This window comes from Vagococcus fluvialis, from assembly GCF_003337315.1.
Lineage (GTDB): Bacteria > Bacillota > Bacilli > Lactobacillales > Vagococcaceae > Vagococcus > Vagococcus fluvialis.
Genome location: NZ_QPJV01000002.1, coordinates 139,179 through 157,312 on the forward strand (window position 1 = coordinate 139,179; position 18,134 = coordinate 157,312).

At 33.0% G+C, this 18,134-nt stretch carries 15 protein-coding genes and 1 pseudogene; 14 read left to right on the forward strand and 2 right to left on the reverse strand.

Going from position 1 to position 18,134, the window contains the following annotated elements; all coding sequences use genetic code 11:
- Nucleotides 1–228: 228 nt before the first annotated feature.
- Nucleotides 229–1,128, forward strand: coding sequence for a phosphogluconate dehydrogenase (NAD(+)-dependent, decarboxylating) (gene gnd / locus DFR54_RS02490; RefSeq protein WP_086341908.1), 900 nt, complete (start codon nucleotides 229–231; stop codon nucleotides 1,126–1,128).
- A 280-nt stretch (nucleotides 1,129–1,408) separates the two neighbouring features.
- On the opposite strand, the gene DFR54_RS02500 is transcribed toward gnd, so the two are convergent.
- Entirely contained in the window at nucleotides 1,409–2,035 is a 627-nt protein-coding gene (locus tag DFR54_RS02500) for a TIM44-like domain-containing protein (RefSeq protein WP_114288776.1), read from the reverse strand.
- A 252-nt stretch (nucleotides 2,036–2,287) separates the two neighbouring features.
- On the opposite strand from DFR54_RS02500, the gene vanC reads away from it, so the two are divergent.
- From vanC to DFR54_RS02550, 10 genes and pseudogenes are all read left to right on the forward strand, one after another.
- Nucleotides 2,288–3,355, forward strand: a complete 1,068-nt coding sequence (gene vanC / locus DFR54_RS02505; protein WP_114288777.1) for a D-alanine--D-serine ligase — start codon at nucleotides 2,288–2,290, stop codon at nucleotides 3,353–3,355.
- Nucleotides 3,318–3,872: pseudogene (vanXY, locus tag DFR54_RS02510) on the forward strand (D,D-carboxypeptidase/D,D-dipeptidase VanXY); the annotation flags it as partial. The gene vanC and the pseudogene vanXY, both read left to right, overlap by 38 nt.
- 16 nt (nucleotides 3,873–3,888) lie before the next feature.
- A complete protein-coding gene (gene vanT / locus DFR54_RS02515) occupies nucleotides 3,889–5,994 on the forward strand; it encodes a membrane-bound serine racemase VanT (protein WP_114288779.1) in 2,106 nt (701 codons plus the stop codon).
- Nucleotides 5,995–6,171: 177 nt separating this feature from the next.
- Nucleotides 6,172–8,259, forward strand: a complete 2,088-nt coding sequence (locus DFR54_RS02520) for a heavy metal translocating P-type ATPase (protein ID WP_114288780.1) — start codon at nucleotides 6,172–6,174, stop codon at nucleotides 8,257–8,259.
- A gap of 107 nt (nucleotides 8,260–8,366) precedes the next feature.
- A complete protein-coding gene (locus tag DFR54_RS02525; protein WP_227259176.1) occupies nucleotides 8,367–9,059 on the forward strand; it encodes an MgtC/SapB family protein in 693 nt (230 codons plus the stop codon).
- Between the two features lie 13 nt (nucleotides 9,060–9,072).
- Nucleotides 9,073–9,456 (forward strand): RidA family protein, encoded by a 384-nt coding sequence (locus DFR54_RS02530; RefSeq protein ID WP_114288781.1) that lies wholly within the window; start codon nucleotides 9,073–9,075, stop codon nucleotides 9,454–9,456.
- Between the two features lie 239 nt (nucleotides 9,457–9,695).
- Nucleotides 9,696–10,523, forward strand: coding sequence for a class II fructose-bisphosphate aldolase (locus DFR54_RS02535; RefSeq protein WP_114288782.1), 828 nt, complete (start codon nucleotides 9,696–9,698; stop codon nucleotides 10,521–10,523).
- Between the two features lie 18 nt (nucleotides 10,524–10,541).
- Complete coding sequence (locus tag DFR54_RS02540; protein ID WP_114288783.1) at nucleotides 10,542–11,234, forward strand: triose-phosphate isomerase; 693 nt, start codon at nucleotides 10,542–10,544, stop codon at nucleotides 11,232–11,234.
- Nucleotides 11,231–11,749 carry a YjbQ family protein gene (locus DFR54_RS02545; RefSeq protein WP_114288784.1) on the forward strand — a complete coding sequence of 173 codons (519 nt, stop codon included), beginning with the start codon at nucleotides 11,231–11,233 and terminating at the stop codon, nucleotides 11,747–11,749. Before DFR54_RS02540 ends, DFR54_RS02545 begins: the two co-directional genes overlap by 4 nt.
- Before the next feature lie 151 nt (nucleotides 11,750–11,900).
- Nucleotides 11,901–12,821, forward strand: a complete 921-nt coding sequence (locus DFR54_RS02550; protein ID WP_114288785.1) for a sugar-binding transcriptional regulator — start codon at nucleotides 11,901–11,903, stop codon at nucleotides 12,819–12,821.
- Nucleotides 12,822–12,857: 36 nt separating this feature from the next.
- On the opposite strand, the gene DFR54_RS02555 is transcribed toward DFR54_RS02550, so the two are convergent.
- Nucleotides 12,858–13,748: a LysR family transcriptional regulator gene (locus DFR54_RS02555; RefSeq protein WP_114288786.1), complete on the reverse strand. Its 891-nt coding sequence runs from the start codon at nucleotides 13,746–13,748 to the stop codon at nucleotides 12,858–12,860.
- Nucleotides 13,749–13,932: 184 nt separating this feature from the next.
- Here DFR54_RS02555 and DFR54_RS02560 point away from each other — a divergent pair, with 184 nt between their 5' ends.
- The 3 genes from DFR54_RS02560 to DFR54_RS02570 are packed head-to-tail and all read left to right on the forward strand — an operon-like array spanning nucleotide 13,933 to nucleotide 18,093.
- The gene (locus tag DFR54_RS02560; RefSeq protein WP_114288787.1) at nucleotides 13,933–15,600 is read left to right on the forward strand and encodes a peptide ABC transporter substrate-binding protein; all 1,668 of its coding nucleotides are present in this window, start codon (nucleotides 13,933–13,935) and stop codon (nucleotides 15,598–15,600) included.
- A 19-nt stretch (nucleotides 15,601–15,619) separates the two neighbouring features.
- Nucleotides 15,620–16,858, forward strand: a complete 1,239-nt coding sequence (locus DFR54_RS02565) for an amidohydrolase (RefSeq protein WP_170126904.1) — start codon at nucleotides 15,620–15,622, stop codon at nucleotides 16,856–16,858.
- Nucleotides 16,858–18,093 carry an amidohydrolase family protein gene (locus DFR54_RS02570; RefSeq protein WP_114288789.1) on the forward strand — a complete coding sequence of 412 codons (1,236 nt, stop codon included), beginning with the start codon at nucleotides 16,858–16,860 and terminating at the stop codon, nucleotides 18,091–18,093. Before DFR54_RS02565 ends, DFR54_RS02570 begins: the two co-directional genes overlap by 1 nt.
- Nucleotides 18,094–18,134: the final 41 nt, after the last annotated feature.

Consider the following 18,134-nt stretch of genomic DNA (forward strand, 5'->3'; position numbering starts at 1 on the left):
AAAAACGTTATCATAAGATGGCTATTTGTCTTTTATGAGCATAAAAATAAAAGTTGTTTTTACCAATAAAAACCTAATAAAAGTATTAAAAACTTAATTATAAGATACAATTGAGTTATTTATCTATTAGTGATAGAATTCATCTCGTAAAAGATAAGACTAACTTATAAAAAGCTATTTTTATCGTCAAAAGAGGAGCATATTGTTCTAAATTTATTGGGGGAAGAAATGAAGATTAAAATTATTGGTTTAGGTAAAATGGGTTTAAATTTAGTAACTAATTTAGTAAATCATGAACATGAAGTTATTTGTTTTGATATCAATGAAGAGGCAAGAAATCAAGCCACGCAAATAGGCGCCATAGCTACAAGTTCTCTAGAAGAATTATTTCAAAAAGAAAAGACAGCTAATTCAGTGTACTGGTTAATGCTTCCTTCAGGTAAAATTACAGAAGACATGATTAAAATTTGTCGTGATAATTTAGAAGCAAATGATATTTTAATCGATGGTGGGAACTCTAAATTTGCAGATAGCATCCATCATTATCATTTCTTAAAAGAAAAAGAGATTCATTTCCTAGACGTAGGAACTTCAGGTGGTATGAGTGGTGCTCGTGATGGTGCATGTATGATGGTTGGCGGAGATAAGGTTATTTTTGATTCAATTGAAGAGTTATTTAAAGACTTATGTGTTGCTAATGGCTACCTATATTGCGGTGAAGCTGGAAGCGGACACTACTTAAAAATGGTTCACAATGGAATTGAGTATGGTATGATGCAAGCAATCGGTGAAGGCTTTAACTTATTACATCATTCAAGATATGATTATGACTTAGAGCAAGTAGCTCGTGTCTTTAATAATGGTTCAGTTGTTCGTAGTTGGTTAATGGAATTAACTGAAAATGCTTTAAGAGAAAACCCTACTATGGAGGGAATTAGTGGACAAGTTCCATCATCTGGTGAAGGGAAATGGACAGTGGAAGAAATGCTTGAGTTAGGTCAGTCAGCACCAGTTATCACTCAATCATTATTAACACGTTATGCTTCAATGGATACAGAAAAATACGGTGAAAAAGTAATAGCTTCACTAAGAAATCAATTTGGTGGTCACGCCATTCCAAAATCATAATAAGTAAGGGTCTGTGACTTATGTTAGTCACAGACCCTTTAATAATGATATTTTTGTCTTAAAAAAAATAATCAATAAAGAAAATAAGATTAAGGAAATAGGCTTTTGAAAAAGTCATATCTCCTTTTGGAATCAGCTTCTCATTTTTTATATATAGTCTGAATGCCTTAGTACGTTTTTTAGGTAAGGTATTATAATATACTATTCCTAAGTATAGTATTATCATAAAAAAGATAATAAAAATAATTGTTATCAAAAAATCAAACCTCCTATATAGGCATTATAAATTTTGAATGTCTCTGACAATCAGTTTATTATCAATTCTTTCAATAATCCAAATGTCTTTGAAAGTAACAGGTTTTATTTCTCCATGTGGTAACTCCCCATTGACTTCAAAATAATCAACAATCGTTCCTTCAAATAGAATTTCTTTTAAGTTTCTGTTCCGAGAGGCTTTAGAAACTTTTACTTTCTCTATTTGTATATCTGTGAGAATATTCCTTTTATTCACTCGCTGATACTCTAATAGTTTTTGTTGGTAATCTTCATATAGAGTTGGATCCATTCTGTCTTGAACGTCTTTCATATCATTACTTGTCCAAGCAGATTGAACATTTAGGAATAAAACTTTATATTCCCACTTTTCTAAGTTATCAACATCTGTATAAATTAGATTCTCTTTCCAATTAGAAATCATATTTTTTATCATCATAAAAGGGAGCAGAATAAGAGCCATTAAAAATTTTCCTAAGCTCATCTCAGAATCACTAGAGCTACTACTGCCGCCAGTACTTCCACCACCACCCGCACGTGCTTCAACTAGTATCGGATAAAAATGATAAATTATGATAACAATGATTAAGCAAATAATAAGTTTTAAAGAGATGTTTAGAATTTTTTTCCGCATGTATGTTCACTCAATCTATTCTTAGAATAGTCTTTCCATTTTTATTTAATTATATCATATGTTATTTAACCTTTTGAGTTATTATAATAAGTTTAGCTTAATAAGAGGACATCCTTTAGATAGGGTGTCCTCTTTTAGTTTCCAAAACATCATAATTTTTTAAGATATAGCTAAGAATTAGTTTAAACAAAAGAAATAGTAATGTTCTATAGTTGTTTTAAGAAGAAAGAACAACTTATGGAGGTTATATATATGAAAAGAATTGGTGTCGTTTTTGGAGGAACTTCCTCAGAGTATGAGGTGTCATTAAAGTCTACAGTAGCTGTCTTAAAAGCGTTAGAATCATTACCTTATGAAGTCATGATGATTGGTATTACAAAAGAAGGTGATTGGTTATGGTATCAAGAATCAGTCAATCTCATTGAAAATGACACATGGTTTTTAGAAGCCAGTTGTGTGCCTCTAAGTTTCGATTTTACTGGCCAAGGATTCGTTAATAAGGCAACAAATCAAGGTGTTTTAGTAGATATCGTTTTTCCAGTGTTACACGGTGGAGACGGAGAAAATGGAGCGATTCAAGGTTTATTTGAAATGATGAAACTTGCCTATGTAGGTTGTGGAGTGGGTGCTTCAAGTATTTCCATGAATAAGATGTTACTTCATGAATTTGCAAAAACAGTAGGAGTTAAAAGTACACCGAGCTTGCTAATTAACACTAAAAAAATAACTAAAGAAGTAGAAACATTTATTAATGAAGCAGGATTTCCTTTATTTGTAAAACCAAATGAAGCCGGTTCATCAAAAGGTATTAGTAAAGTAGAATCAGAAGCTGAATTAGTAAAAGCCTTAGAAGAAGCCTTTAAGTTTGATAGTAAAGTTATTCTACAAAAAGAAGTTGTAGGAATTGAGATTGGTTGTAGTGTTTTAGGAAATGAAGATTTAACAGTTGGTGCGTGTGATCAAGTTAATTTAGCTCAAGGATTTTTTGACTATGAAGAAAAATACAATTTAATTACAGCAGGTATACAAGTACCCTCAATCATAGATATCATTTTACAACAAGGAATTAAAGAACAGGCACAAAGATTATATAAAGCTTTAGGGTGTAGTGGTTTAGCTCGTATTGATTTCTTTTTAACAACAGATAATCAAATTTTATTAAACGAAATTAACACGATGCCTGGATTTACAGATCATTCAAGATATCCAATGATGATGAAGGAAATCGGCTTAAGTTTTGAGCAAATAATTGAAGAGTTAATTAAGTTAGGAGTGGAAAGACATGGAGCGAAACTATCTAAAGCTAGCGAATCCAACTAATCCAATTAGGGATTATGAACGACCAAAACAATTAGTTCAAGCTCCTTTTGCTGAAAAAGGGATGCTAATTGACCCAAAAGTAGGAGAAGCTTTAACTAAACTGATTTTAGAAAATAATCTGGGCAACAAAATTATTGTGACAGATGCTTTTAGAACAAAAGAAGTCCAAGAAGAAATATGGGTGACAACATTAAAGGAAAAGGGAGAACTCTTTACTAAAAAATATGTAGCAAAACCAGGATGTAGCGAGCATGAATTAGGACTAGCTATTGATTTAGGATTAGCTGAGGCAACTAATGATTTTATTAGACCTTCTTTTTCAAAAGGTCCTGTTGTAGAAATTTTTTTAGCTAATATGGCTAAGTATGGATTTATTTTAAGATACCCAAAAGGTAAAGAGGAAATAACTAGTATCAGTTTTGAGCCGTGGCACTTTAGATATGTTGGTGCTCCACACAGTGAAATTATGGCTCAACAAGGCTGGGTTCTTGAAGAGTATTTAGATTTTTTAGAAGAAACAGGTGAGAAAATCAATGAAGGTTAGACATCAAGGTATTGATTTATTTCGCATCATCGCAGCTTTAATGGTTGTTGCGATTCACACATTTCCCTTTAATTCCCTAAGTCCTTTTTTAGATGAAATGATAACTCTCACTCTTTTTAGAGTAGCAGTCCCTTTCTTTTTTATGACAACTGGATTTTATTTAATTGGCCCTTACGCTAATAATAAAAGCTACTATTACGGAGAAAAAATTAAACAATTTCTTTTAAAGATAAGTAAAATTTATCTACTAGTAGTGCTACTATATTTACCCCTGTCTATTTTAAACGGCACGATTTCAAGTAAAACGACTTTACTAGAGTGGTTGAAAATGCTTATATTCGATGATACTTTGTATCATCTTTGGTATTTTCCGGGGATTATTGTAGGAACACTTTTAGTTTTTTATTTATTAAAATATGTAACATTTAATCACGTTTTTTTCTTAAGTATTCCTCTTTATGTAATTGGATTATTAGGTGATAGTTGGTATGGAATCATTAAGCAAATTCCGCTATTAGCTAAAATTTATGACAAATTATTTGAGATATCTGAAATGACTAGAAATGGTTTGTTTTTTACACCTCTTTTTCTTTGTTTAGGTGCTTACCTGTACTTAGAAAGACAAAAAGAAAGAAGAGGAGTCAAAGAGTTAAGCCTCTTTTTCCTGATAACAATTGCTATGATGTTAGTGGAAAGTATTTTTCTTCATCGTTTATTTGTAGTTAGACATGATAGTATGTATCTTTTATTACCTGTAGTGATGTATTTCTTATATTTATTATTATTAAATTGGCAGCCAAAATTAAGAATTAAACAAGTTCAAAATTTATCCTTGTTAATTTATATTATTCATCCTCTAGTGATTGTTGTTGTCCACACGATTTCAAATAAATTAACCTTTATGAAATTTAGTTTACTGTATTATTTATTAGTTGCTGTAGGTAGCTATATTTTGTCTAGATTATTACTAAGTATTTTTAAGCAAAAGGATAAGATAAAAGAAACTAGTTACCGAGCAGAGCGAGAAATATCGACTAATGCTGTTAAACATAATATAAAAGAAATTAAAAAAATGATTCCTCAAAAAACAGAAATTATTGCAGTTGTGAAAGCTAATGCTTATGGAGCAGATTTAGTTGAATACGCTAAAATTCTTGAAAAAAATCAAGTGACTTTTTTTGCTGTTGCAACAATCGATGAAGGAATTAAGCTTAGAAAAGCGATGATTAAAGGTGATATCTTAGTTCTTGGATTGACTGATCCTCTTCGAGCTAAGGAATTAATAAAATATGACTTAATTCAGTCGATTGTAAGTGAAGAATATGGTCGAATGTTAAATCACAAAAAACTTAATATTAGGTGTCATGTAGAAGTGGATACAGGCATGCATAGATTAGGTGTGGAATCTGATATTGATGTAATTACTCGTTTATATCAGTTATCTTTCTTAAGAATTGAAGGTATTTATTCACATTTAGGTTCCTCAGATTCTCTGGACTCAGTATCAAAAATCAGAACAGAGAAACAATTAAGTGTGTATTGCAATTTGTTAAATGAATTAAAAGAGCGTCGAATTAATTATGGTGTGACTCATATTCAAAGTAGCTATGGTATTTTAAATTATTCTGAATATGAGTTCGATTATGTTCGAGCAGGGATTATGTTATACGGTTTTTTAAGTAGTGACGAACCAACAGCAAGACAAATTTCTTTAAAACCTGTTATGAAAATTAAAGCCAAATTGATTTCTAAACGATGGGTTAAAGCAGGAGAAATTCTTGGCTATGGTAATCAGACAGTTTTAGAAAAAGAAAGATTAATTGGTGTTATTAGTATAGGATATGCAGATGGATTACCACGCTCACTATCTAATAATGGCTTTAAAGTAGAATATCAGGATTATCTATTGCCGCAAGTTGGAAAAGTTTGTATGGACATGATGTTAATTGATTTAACTCAAGTTGAAAAAATTCAATTAAATGAAGAAGTTACGGTTATGTCTGATTTTACAGAAATAGCATTATTAGATGACACAATAACCAATGAAACCATGAGTCAATTAGGAAATAGATTAACAACTACAGTGACTTATTAGAAGGAAAGAGGTTGTGACACCGTTTAGTTTGTAAAAAAGGAACTGTGACGTATTTATGTCACAGTCCTTTCTTTTTTTTGTTCAACTATCGGGTAAGTTAGTTGACAAGAGATGAAAATATGATATGATTAACTTATAAAGTTTACGTTTGTAGTTTATAAAAGAGGAGGAATTAAAATGGAACATGAACATCACAATCATCAATCTGAAACTCATGAGGAACACAAGCATAATCAACATCATAATCATAGCAACCATTCTCATAACCATCACGAAGGACATGATCACGGGGCTATGGATCATTCGGCTCACGGTGGGGATTTTAAAAAGAAATTTTTTGTGTCCTTATTTTTAGGCATTCCAATTATCTTAATAGCTCCTATGATGGGGATTGAGTTACCATTTCAGTTTACCTTCCCAGGTTCGGAGTGGGTTGTCTTAATCTTAGGAACAATTTTATTTTTCTACGGTGGCATGCCTTTTTTAAAGGGTGCTAAAATGGAGCTTGAAATGAAAAATCCAGGAATGATGATGTTAATTTCATTAGGGATTTCAGTGGCATATTTTTATAGTGTCTATGCTTTTGTAGCCAATAATTTTTTACATAGTTCCGTTCATATTATGGATTTCTTTTGGGAGTTAGCCACGTTAATCTTAATTATGTTACTTGGTCACTGGATTGAGATGAATGCTATTAGTAACGCAGGAAATGCTTTACAAAAAATGGCAGAGTTATTACCTAATCTAGCAACAGTCATTAAAGAAGATGGTAGTACTGAAGAAGTTGCTTTACAGGAAGTTATGGTTGGTCAAAAAGTATTAGTTAAAGCTGGTGAGAAAGTACCAACAGATGGTGAAATTTTAGAAGGCCAAACCTCCATTAACGAATCGATGATTACAGGTGAATCAAAAGATGTTATTAAAAAAGTTCACGATAAAGTGATAGGAGGTTCTGTAAATGGTTCGGGAGCTATTACAATTGAAGTAACTGGAACAGGTGAATCAGGTTATTTATCTCAAGTAATGGAATTAGTAGGTAGCGCTCAAAATGAAAAATCACGTGTAGAATCTTTATCAGATAAAGTAGCTAAGTGGTTATTTTATATTGCTCTTACAGTTGGGATTGTAGCGTTTATTGTTTGGTTCATACTAACAAAAGATATTAATATTGCTTTAGAGCGAATGGTAACAGTTTTAATTATTGCCTGTCCTCATGCCCTAGGATTAGCGATTCCTTTAGTAACAGCTCGCTCAACTTCCCTTGGAGCACAAAATGGATTATTAGTTAAAGACCGTCAAGCTTTAGAAGTAGCTAAAAAAGTTGATATTATTATGATGGATAAAACTGGAACACTAACAGAAGGTAATTTTGCTGTTAACGAATTTGAAAGTTTTAGTCAAGACTATACTAAAGAAGAAGTTTTATCGCTAATGGCTGCTTTAGAGCAAACGTCAAGTCATCCACTAGCAGTAGGTGTTTTAAATAAAATGGAAGAACTTGGTTTAAGTATTCCTAAAGCAAGTAACGTAACTAACTTGCCAGGTATTGGAATGGAAGGTTTAGTTGAGGGGAAAGATGTCAAAATTGTAAGTATATCTTATATGAATCAACATGATTTACCTTTTAATGAAAAAGAATTCAATGAGCTATCTTCTCAAGGAAACTCAGTTAGTTTTTTATTAGTTAATCATGAAACAATCGGTTTGATTGCTCAAGGAGATCAAATTAAACCTGACTCAAAAGAAATGATTAATGAGCTAAAAGCACAAGGAATTAAACCTGTTATGTTAACTGGTGATAATAAACAAGTCGCTAATGTTGTGGCAAAACAATTAGGTATTGAAACAGTGCATGCAGAATTAATGCCAGAAGATAAAGAAAAAATTGTTAAAGAATACAAAGAACAAGGTTTAGTTATTATGATGGTAGGTGATGGAGTCAATGATGCACCGGGGCTTGCCAGAGCAGATATTGGTGTAGCTATTGGAGCAGGGACAGATGTAGCTATTGATTCTGCGGATGTCATTTTAGTAAAAAGTAATCCGTTTGATATTCTACACTTTCTATCACTATCAAAAAATACTCAAAGAAAAATGGTTCAAAACTTATGGTGGGGAGCAGGCTATAACATTGTAGCAATTCCACTAGCAGCTGGTATTTTAGCAAGTGTCGGTGTTATTTTAAGTCCGGCAGTTGGGGCAGTATTGATGTCTTTTAGTACAGTAATTGTAGCCATTAATGCTATGCTATTAAAAATTAAATAGTTGATAAATAAGACTATCCTAGGATAAATTGCTTTATGAAAATAAACTAGCTATAATTATTATAGCTAGTTTATTTGTTGTTACTAGTCAGGAGAGGAAGTGTTGTTGTGGGATTTCTTGAAATAGGTCAAAGGTTATTATTAGCAGTTATTATGTCGGGTGCTATTGGTTTTGATAGAGAATTTAAGAGTCGCCCAGCTGGTATGAGAACTCATATCCTTGTTTGTGTAGGAGCGACGATGATTGCCCTTTTACAAGCAGAGATTTTTTTAGATACAGTAACAATGATTGGGAAAAATCCAGAGATGGCTAGTGCTTTTCGAATCGATCAAACTAGACTAATAGCTCAAGTAGTTAGTGGTATTGGTTTTTTAGGTGCAGGAACTATAATAGTCACTAAACGAGCAGTAGCAGGGTTAACAACAGCCGCTTCACTTTGGACAGTAGCTTGTTTAGGATTAACGATTGGTATGGGATATTATGATTTAGCATTTATTGGTTTTGTTGTGATTCAGGCAACCTTATCTTTACTAAAAAAAGTTATCAATGTACCATCAATAAAAAACTTAGAAGTCAAATATGTCCACAAAGTAGAAACTAAAGAGTTTATTAACGAGTATTTTATTGAACACCAAGTAGAAGTCAAAGATACAAACGTATCAGTGGAAAATTTAAATAATCGCCGAATTTACACGAATGTTTATACAATAGAAATACCAAAAGAATATAATATTTATGAGTTGATTGAAGAACTATCAGCTCATGATAATGTTAGAAAAATAAAATTAATAGATTTATAAAGGAGTTTATCAAATGAGTCGTCATGTATATCAAGGTAAAGATGTTTCTGTTTCAGGTCCGTATTCTCATGCAGTTGATGCAGGTAGCCATATCTTTTTCTCAGGACAAGTTGCTAAAAATAGTACTACTTATATAGAGGAAACAGGGAGTATTGAAGAGCAAACGAAACAATGTTTTGCTAACTTAGAACAAGTTTTAACAGCAGCAGGTGTTAGTTTTGATGATGTAGTGAAAGTTAATGTTTATCTAACTACAATGAAAAACTTTGAGGGAATGAATCAAGTTTACCAAACAATGTTTACTGAACCATTTCCGGCTAGAACTTGTGTGGCAGTTTATGAGTTACCTTTAGGAGCAGATATTGAAATAGAATTAGTTGTTTATAAAAAGAATTAAAAGTTAAGTTCAGATTAAAAAGAGAGATTGTGCTGTAAGTTTTTACTTATAGCACAATCTTTTTTTATTTTATAAAAGAATAAATGGTCTTAAAAGCAAGTGATACCAAAGTTTCAAGGGAAGGTTAAAACGTTGATAGTGTTTTATAAATTATATTTCGTTGACAGTTTCAATTAAATTATGTTAGATTGTATTTATCAAATGTAAAACAAGTTTACAAACGGAAAGAAGATGAGAATGTGTTAGTTAATAGTAAAGACATATTAGTTAAGGCAAAAAGAGAAGGATACGCAGTACCGGCACCAAATTTTATTGATTTAGATTCAGCAAGAGTATTTGTTGAAACCGCTGAAAAATGGAGAAAACCTTTGATTCTACCTTTTGCTCAAGCTCATGAATCGATTTTATCCTTAGAAGAAGCGTCACTTATTGGTAAATACTTAGGAGAAAAATCAAGTATGCCGGTTGTTCTTCATTTAGACCACGGGGAAGATGTGGATTTTATTAAGCAAGCTATAACATTAGGTTTCACATCCGTTATGATTGATGCCTCTCAAGCAAGCTTTGAAGAGAATGTCAAAATCACTAAAGAAGTTGTGGCATTTGCTCATCAACATAATGTAACTGTTGAAGCAGAGTTAGGTCATGTTGGGGCAGGTCAGAACTATGAAAATCACGGTTTAACAGATTCTATTTACACAGAAGTAGAAGATGTATTAGCATTTATCGAGCAGACTAATATTGATTCATTAGCTATTTCTATTGGTACAGCTCATGGTCAATACAAAGGAATCCCAAAACTAAATTTTGAACGATTGGCTGAAATTTCTGAAATGACTGAAACACCTCTTGTACTTCATGGAGGATCTTCATCAGGGGATGATAATTTAGAACGCTGTGCTCTAAATGGTATCTCTAAAATTAATATTTTCACTGATTTTTTAACAGGAGCTTTCAATAAAATTAATGAGAATGAACCAAAAGATTATCTTGAAGTAAAAGTTCTTGCTAATGAAGGAATGACTGAAGTTTTAGAGCATTATTTTAAAGTATTTCATACAAAATAGATAATGGAGGAAAACATCATGAGTAGAATGATTCAAAAACCTTTTTTTGTATTTAATCCAAAATCTTATCTTTTTGGAGAAGAACTATTGGCTTTGGCCAAGGTAGCTGATGAATTAGTAGCTACTAAAGATATAAGGATGTTTATCACTGTGCCTTACGGAGATATTGATAGAATTAGTAGAAACACAAAGCATGTAATTGTAACAGCGCAACATATTTCAGGTATAAAACCAGGGCGCGGAATGGGACAGGTGCTAGCAGATTCTTTATATGAAGCTGGGGCAAGGGCAACATTTTTAAATCATGCAGAAAATCCACTGACTTTATCTGAACTAATTAATTCTATGGAAAGAGCAAAAGAATTAGGAATGACAACGATTGTTTGTGCAGATTCGGTTAAAGAAGCACAAACTATTGCAAGTCTTACACCAGATATTATTTTGTGTGAACCTACTGAATTAATAGGAACTGGAAAAACAAGTGATGATTCATATATTACAACAACAAATGAAGCTGTTAAATCGATTAATGAGGATATTTTAGTGATGCAAGCAGCTGGAATTAGTACGGCAGAGGATGTTTATCGAACTATGAGTTTAGGAGCAGACGGAACTGGTTGTACAAGTGGTATTGTGGCGGCAGAAAATCCAGAACAAATGCTAAGAGATATGGTAGATGCAGTTTTAGAAGGTGTGGAGGGAATAAAATGAAAGTAGAACATGGTAATTTAACACTAACATCAAATGGTAAAAGAGTAACTTATCATAATATAACTGATCAGGTAAGAGAATTTGTGGCCAGTACTGGCATTAAAGATGGGATATGTGCCTTATCATCACCCCACACTACTTGTTCAGTGATTTTTGAAGAGTTTGTACATGACTTTGATTGGAACGGGGATGAACTCCTCCAAGTAGATTTAAACAAAGTCTTAGAAACATGGATACCAAGACAGTTAACAGAATCAGATTATTTATATCCAGGACCAAAGCACGTAGCGTTTTTACAGGAATTAGGAGCAAAAGATCCTAATTATCCAGTAGATCCAGCAACTGTTTTAAATGCTGATGCGCATATTAAAGGGTCTTTGTTTGGTTCAAGTGAAACCTTAGTGATAAAGAATGGTGAATTACTAATTGGCTCAGTAGGGTACTTATATTTTATTGATTGGGACCAAAATAGAGAAAGAAATAGAACATGTAACATGATTGTCATGGGATTATAGTAATACTAGTAGAAGACTGCGGCATAAGGATGTCACAGTCTTCTTTTTTACCAATTAAAAGGTGTAACAAAGTAGCTGATTTCTTGAAGTTGAAGACTTCTGTTACAACCTCAATGAGGATGCTATAATAGAAAAAGAGAAGAGGTGTACCATGTCTGAAAGAATTGATTTATTAGTTAAAATAGCTAGCCTTTACTATGAAGAGGGAAAAACACAAACTGAAATTTCTCGTATTATGAATCTATCTCGTCCAACAGTGGCTTCTATGCTTCAAGAGGCAAAAGATACGGGCATTGTTAAAATTGTGATTCAACATACGAATCAGTCGACTATCAATAGACAAAATGAGTTAAAAGAAAAATATCAATTAAAAAATGTTTTGATTGCTACTGGAAATAGTCATGATGTGAAATCAGAAGTGGGGAGTTTGTGTGCCACTCTAGTGGAAGAGATGCTACCTTTAAAGAAACATATTGGTGTTAGCTGGGGAACGACAGTCTATGAATATGTCCAACATGCTAGATATTTTGATTACAAAGAACTTTCCATTGTTCCTTTAGTGGGTGGTGTTGGGAATGATAATATGAAATATCATTCAAATCATTTATCTTTTATCCTGTCCGAAAAATATAATTGCCAAGTTAATTATTTTTATGCGCCAGCTGTTGCTGAAACTGTAGAGCAAAAAGAGATGTTTCTTGATACTGAATTAGTTAAATATATTACTGACTTAGGGAAAAATGTCGACTTGGCCATTCTAGGTATTGGAAATCCAGGTGAGTCCAGTACGTATAAAAATATGGCAACTGTTACTCCGGAAGAAATTGAAGAGCTAAAAAATGGCCAAGTAATTGGGGATATAGGCTCAAGTTTTTTTGATCAAGATGGAAATGAAGTAGCAACTAGTCTATCTAAACGAATGATAGGTCTAAGTTTGGCTGATTTAACTAAAATACCTGATACAGTTATTTTGGCTTCAGGAGAAGAAAAGATTTTAGCTATAAAAGCCTTATTGAAAAATCGTATTATTGATCATTTAATTATAGATGCTAGCATTGCAGAAGCCTTATAAAAGAGAGCATGACTTATTTTGTCATGCTCTCTTTTGTTAGGCGATTTTTTTCTTTTTCATTTGATTTGTCAGTAAATCAATAAAGTGAGCAGTAACTAAAGTTAGCTCTTTGTCTTTTGAATACACCAAACCATAAGTTGATGAAATAGTAGAATCTTTAATCGATAAAACATCAATGTCGTAATTTTTTTGATTTAAGGCAGATTGTGGAACAATACTACAGCCCATATCAGCTTCAACCATCGTAAGTAATAAATCCATATCAGAACAGCCAGAGATGTTTTGACTTAGGTTAGTATAGTCTGTTAAATGCTCTAAAATCGTTTGATAGGTTCCAAGCATTTGATTACTAGGCAAAATAAGTGGTGTCATCATTCGCCTAGGAAGTGTTTCAATATGGGTTCTGTTTTTATTTGATTTAGAGCAAACAAAATAAAAAGGTTCTTCATCTAAAAGAATGTTTTCTAAATGTGTTGTATTAATAGGGAAACGAACAATAGCGAAATCAAGTTCATTTTTTCTTACCATGCGACTTAAGTGATTGGATTCATTTTGATGAATATTAAGATTAACTTGTGGATAATCTTTTTTCATTTGCTTAATAACTGGTAAGAGTAGATGGGAAGAAATTGTATTAATGCCTACATTAATAATCTCTGCTTGCTGGCTAGTTGAAGCACTCACTTTTTTCTTAGTGGCTTCTAATTGGGTGACGATTTTTTTAGCCTCTTGATAGAGAACTTCTCCTGTATGTGTCAGGGTGTGGTGCCTTTTATTACGATTAATTAATGGGACACCAACAGATTCCTCTAATGCTTTTAAAGACTGACTTAATGCTGGTTGAGCAATGTGTAATTTCTTAGCAGCCTCAGTAATGGTTTTAGATTCAGCAATTTCAATAAAATAAGTTAATTGTTTAATATCCATAAGTTTTTCCTCCAATCATAAAGAATGTCAATGATTATCATTAGTTATTAGTATTAGTCTCACTATAGAAAATATGATAAGTTAGTTTAAATTAAAAAAAAATGAGATTTCTAATATAATGCTAATTATTATAACAATAAACTGTTAAAAAGGCACGAATAGAAGCTCGAAGGAGGGGAATACAATGAAACGAGGAGTCGGAAAATTAGCTTTGGTTTCATTAATGTCACTTGCTGTACTTGCAGCCTGTGGACAAAGTAAGGGGAAAGAAGAGTCAACTAAGAGTGAGAGTGTGCCACAAGTTATTAACATTACATCAGAAGCACAAATTTCAACAATGGATCCAGCTTTAGCTGCTGATACTACATCAACTTTAGCGATGAATCAAGTCTACGAAGGTTTATACACAGTTGGAAAAGATGATGAATTTGTTTTAGGAGTTGCAAAAGAAGAGCCGGTTATTTCAGATGATTTAACAACTTATACGTTTAAATTAAGAGATGATGCCAAGTGGTCAGATGGTTCACAAGTAACGGCTGAAGATTTTGTGTATGGCTGGCAACAAATTGTAACCCCGTCAATCGGCTCACCAAATGCTGATGTTATGGTTGGTGTGATTAAAAATGCTAAAGAAATTTATGAAGATGGAGCTGATCCGAAAACATTAGGTGTTAAAGCAATAGATGAGACAACCTTAGAAGTGCAGTTAGAGCGCCCAGTTCCGTATCTAAAAAGTTTACTAACTTTTGCGATTTTTTATCCGAAAAAAGAAACATTTATTACTGAACAAGGAAAAGACTTTGCAACATCATCAGAAAAATTACTTTATAATGGACCGTTTGTTATGGAAGGTTGGGAAGCTTTCGCTGATGAGTGGACTTATAAACCAAATGCAGAATATTGGGATAAAGACACAGTCAAACTAGATTCTGCTAGTGTTCAAGTGATTAAAACGCCGTCAACAGCTGTGAATCTTTTTGAAAGTGGCGAAGTAGATGTGGTGAACAAATTAACATCAGAGTATGCTAAAAACTATAAGGACAATGCTTCGTTTTTACCAGTTGAGCAATATGTTACTTTCTTCTTGAAATTAAATGCAGAGCGAAATGGCAAGAAAACGCCTTTAGATAATAAAGATTTACGTCAAGCCATTGCTCAAAGTTTTGATAAAGAGGCTTTTGTAACGAATATCTTAGGTGATGGTTCAACACCAACAGATCACCTGATTCCAAAAGGACAAACAAAAGACCCTGCTAGTGGAGATGATTTTACGGAAGTAGCAGAAAAAACAAATACCTACTTAACTTATAATCCAGAGGGTGCTAAAAAATCTTTAGAGCTAGCTAAAAAGGATTTAGGTGATAAAATTGAGTTAGAGTTCTTAACAGATGATACAGAAGTTGCTAAAACATCAGCTGAATTTTTCTCAAATCAAATTGAAACGAATTTACCAGGTGTCAAAATTAATATAGTTCAAGTACCATTTACTGTCAGAGTAGAGCGTGATCAAAAGAAAGATTATGATATTGAACTTTCTGGCTGGGGAACTGACTACCGAGATCCGATGACAGTTATGAGAATTTTTGTAACGAATAACTCAAGTGGTGGTATTACTTATAGTAATCCGGTCTATGACCAACTAATCAATGACTCAAGAGAAAAAGATGCAGGAGATGTGGATAAACGATTTGATAACTTTATTAAAGCTGAAAATGAATTAATTAATAAAGATACTGTCATTGCGCCAATCTATAATCGTTCATTAGCCATTTTAGCCAATCAAAAGATTAAGGACATGTATTGGCATCCATTTGGCTCAACTTATTCACTTAAGTGGGCTCATGTAGAATAAGAAAGGAGTGTTTTATCTTTTGTTATTAATTAAAAATATTCGCTTAGAAACAGGTTTTAATTATGTTAATAACTTTGTTGTAAGTACTAGTACGGAAAAATTTGATGTATTAGTTGATGAAGGAAAGATTGTTAAAATTGAAAAAGAAATCGCAGTAGCAGAAGGAATGGAAGTAGTTGAGGGAAATAATCAACTACTTTTGCCTGCTATGAGAGAGATGCATATTCATATTGATAAAACTTACTTTGGAGGTGATTGGCAAGCACCAAGACCAATTACTAAAGGAATTTTCACTCGTTTTGAAGAGGAAAGTGAGTTGTTGCCAAGACAGCTAGAAACAGCTAGTCAAAGAGCTCACGCAGTGGTACAATATTATATTAAAAATGGTCACAGACACATTAGAAGTCATTGTAATGTAGATCCTTATATTGGCACAAAACATATTGAAATTACTAAAGAAGTATTAGCTAGTTATGAGGATAAAATTACTTATGAAATAGTTGCTTTTCCTCAGCATGGATTGTTACGCTCGAAGGTTTATCCTTTAATGGATCAGGCTATGGCAATGGGGGCAACTCATGTTGGAGGTGTCGATCCTTCAACTGTGGATAAAAATGTAGATAAATCATTAGCCCAAATTTTTGAGTTAGCTGTTAAATATGATAAAGGTGTGGATGTTCACCTTCATAATCGAGATACATTAGGTGAATATGAATTTAATAAATTAGCTGATTTTACACGTCAAACGGGTAAAAAAGGCTTAGTAACTATTAGTCATGCTATGGCTTTAGGAGACTTAGAGGGAGACGCATTATCTCAAATGATGAACACTTTAAGTGAGCACAATATTGATGTTACGACAACTATTCCTATTGGACTACAGCGTAGAACTATGCCAGTTTTTGATTTAACTAAGAATAATGTAAAAGTTTCCTTAGGTCATGATAGTTTAATGGATCACTGGTCACCATTTGGCACAGGAAGTACTGTTGAAAAAATGAACACTTTGGCTGAGAGATTTGGTATAAGTGATGAGTTTAGATTAAGTAGAATTTGGCGATACGCTACAGATAATTTAACACCGCTTAATGATGAAGGTGAAAAAGTCTGGCCACAACTTGGAGATAGAGCAGATTTTATTTTATTAGATGCAGAAACATCAGCACATGGAATTGCTAGAAAACGTGATATTACAAAAACAATTTTAAATGGAAAAGTTGCGTATAAAACGACTGAAAGAATTGAGGTGGGTGAGTAATGAAAAGACAACGATTAGATAATGTGACTTTTGAAATCACCCATGAAAAAGATCGAGTTGATTTAATGCAGCCAGTCACAAAATCTTTTTCCATTATTGTGGATGAACAAGGCGTTATTGAGTCAATCACCCCGACGAGTTCTATGGATAAAACAGATTTTAATGGGAATATTCGAGATATGAAAGGTTTACTTGCAACACCTACCCTAAAAGATATGCACAATCATTTGGATAAAACATATATGACACTTGGTTGGCGTGGGACGATACCTGTTGGCAATTTAAAAGAAAGATTAGCAGCTGAAGCTAATGAATTGCCGTTACTTGCAGCCTCAACAAAGGACCGCTCAAGTAAAATGATTGATTCAATGATGAGACGTGGTGTGAATCATATTAGAACTCATGTGAATATCGATCCCTATATTGGGCTTAAAAATCTAGAAGGTGTGCTAGAAGCTGTGGACAAGTATAGAGACTTAATGACATTTGAAATAATTGCTTTTCCACAACATGGCTTATTAAGAGATGGTATGAATGAGCTAATGAAAGAAGCTATGAGAAGTGGAGCAACCATGGTTGGTGGCTTAGATCCAGGTGGTATTGATAATGCTGTGGAAAAATCTTTGTATGAAGTCATGAACTTAGCCACAGAATTTGATGCTGATGTGGATATCCACTTACATGACAGAGGACATCTTGGAACGTATACTTATTCAACGTGGTTAGATCTTGTTGAAGAGAATAACTATCAAGGAAGAACTGCTATTAGCCATGGATTTTCATTAGGAGATGTAACTGAACCAGAACAAGATGAGTTAATCACACGAATTGTGGAAAACGATATGAGCATTATGTCTACAATTCCCTATGGTCAGAAAAAAGCATTTCCACCAATTGATAAAATCAGAGCAGCAGGTGGTAGTGTTTATCTTGGGTGTGATGGATTCTTTGATTCCTGGAGTTCCTATGTCTCAAGTGACTTACTAGAAAAGATTAACAATTTCTGTCAGTTAACAGGAAAAATTACCGAAACAGAAATTGCTAAAACGATTGATTTAGGAACAAGAGGACGCCAAGTTTATAATGAAGAACAAACACCTTGGTTAAAAATTGGCGAAAAAGCTAATATTGTCTTTACTGAGAGCACCTCAACAGCAGAGTTAATTGCTAGATTACCTCAAAAAAGAACTTTATTATTAAATGGTCATTGGGTGGAACCGATTATCATTTCTTAAAAACTTTATCATTCCCCCAGTTTGATAAATATGAAAGACTA